This is a genomic window from Mesorhizobium sp. M7A.F.Ca.CA.004.12.1.1 (genome assembly GCF_003997835.1).
Classification (GTDB): Bacteria; Pseudomonadota; Alphaproteobacteria; order Rhizobiales; family Rhizobiaceae; genus Mesorhizobium.
The window spans coordinates 1-1,796 of the sequence record NZ_RZRK01001043.1 but is presented as its reverse complement, the minus strand read 5'-3'; the positions used below and the strand labels follow the sequence as shown (position 1 = coordinate 1,796).

Annotated in this window: 2 protein-coding genes; both read left to right on the top strand. The window is 63.4% G+C overall.

Annotation, left to right across the window (positions count from 1 at the left end; all coding sequences use genetic code 11):
- Window positions 1-200, top strand: a 200-nt coding sequence (locus EN984_RS33350; RefSeq protein WP_127384295.1) for an alpha/beta hydrolase, incomplete at its 5' end; no start/stop codon positions are given.
- Window positions 201-343: 143 nt separating this feature from the next.
- Window positions 344-1,507, top strand: a complete 1,164-nt coding sequence (locus tag EN984_RS33345; protein ID WP_127270257.1) for an alpha/beta hydrolase — start codon at window positions 344-346, stop codon at window positions 1,505-1,507.
- The last annotated feature ends 289 nt before the right edge of the window (window positions 1,508-1,796 follow it).

Here is a 1,796-nt window from a genome sequence, read left to right as displayed (position 1 = left end):
TCCTTGTAGTCGCCGATCTCGCCTCCTATGGCGTGTCGGTCGTCGACCTGTCCAAGGTCAAGGGATCGGACAGCTTCAACCATACGAAGTTCGCCGACAATCCGACGCTGGTGAAGATGATCGGCCAGCGGCTGCGCGAGGATGACGGCTTTGCCAGCGACCGTGACGTGACAGACCGCATCAGCCTGCTTGGCCAATAGGTGCGGTCCCGCGGTTTTCGCCGTGCCTGCCCGGCATCGCGGACGTGTGGATTCACTTTGAACTGGACCGCGCCGGTCTCTGGCCTTATCGGAATAGCCAGCGACGTCACGCGTTTGACGTCCCCCTTGGCGGGAGCCGGCGTATGACCATGCGTTCGAAGAGCTACCTCGTCGTTGCATTGGCGCTCGCTGTCACCGGCTGCGCCGGCGGCAAAACGCACGACCTGCTCAACAAGACGACGGTCACGGTGCCCGCTTCCGACATCGCGGCCACGCATGAAATCTTCGTCGCCACCACCCGCCAGAGGGCAACCAAGGACCCGCGACAGGTGTTCGACGGCGATCGCTCGCTGACCACCAGCTTTGCCCGTGTCGACGTCACCGTCCCGAAAAACCATCAGGTCGGCGCCATCGAGCGGGCCAAGGGATCGGCAAACAGCAACCCGGCCAAGGATTTCACCGCCAAGGACGTCACCTTCTATGAAGGCGCGCCGCAGTTCGCCAAGGCGGTCGGCGCCGACATCGCCATGCGCGGCGACCGTGCGCTGGTTTTCGTGCACGGCTTCAACAACGGCTTCGATGACGGCATCTACCGGCTGACGCAGATCGCGCACGACACGAAATATCCCGGCACGCCGGTGCTGTTCTCATGGGCTTCGAGCGGCAAGACCACGGGTTACATCTACGACAAGGAAAGCGCCAACGCAGCGCGCGACGACCTCGAGGCGACCCTCAGGATGCTGGCCAAGACCAAGGTCAAGAGCATCGACATCATCGCCCATTCGATGGGGACCTGGGTGACCATGGAGGCTCTGCGCCAGCTTGCCATCACCGGCGATCGCGATCTCGACGACAAACTCGGTTACGTCATCCTGGCCTCGCCCGACATCGATGTCGACGTGTTCAAGAAACAGATGATCCGTTACGGCAAACCCGACAAGCCATTCGCCATCCTGCTCTCGGCGGATGACCGGGCTCTCAAGCTGTCCTCCCTGATCTCGGGCGATAAGCCGCGCGTCGGCGATTACGGCGATGCGGCCGACCTCGCCAGCTATGGCGTGTCGGTGGTCGACCTTTCCCAGGCCAAGGGCGGTGACCGCCTCAACCACGCCAAATTCGCCGACAACCCAATGCTGGTGCAACTGCTGGGCGATCGGCTGCGGGCGCCTGCCGGCCTTGCCTCGGACGAGCCCGTCCCGACTCAGCTCAACAATCTCGGCCAGGGCCTCGGCAAGGCCGTCGGCTCGGTCGCGGAAATCGTCATCACCACGCCGTTCAAGGTGCTGACCATCGCCACCGGCGGGTAGCCGGGGGCAGCTTCCTGGTGGAGACCATCAGGTGTCGAAGTCGGCGCTGCCCCTCACCTGCCTGCCGGCATCCTCTCCCCGTATAGTGACGGGGAGAGGGGCGCTATTATCACCGGTTTCGCCAATGACCAGCATTGCAAGAAGAGGACAGTCGTTGCGGCCAGCCCCTTCTCCCCGTCAGTATATGGGGAGAAGTGCCCGGCAGGGCGATGAGGGGCGGCGCCGACGCTCGGCAAAGGTGAATTCGAACCTGAAGCGATTGCCCGCCGGGCATGGCCTGAATATCAAC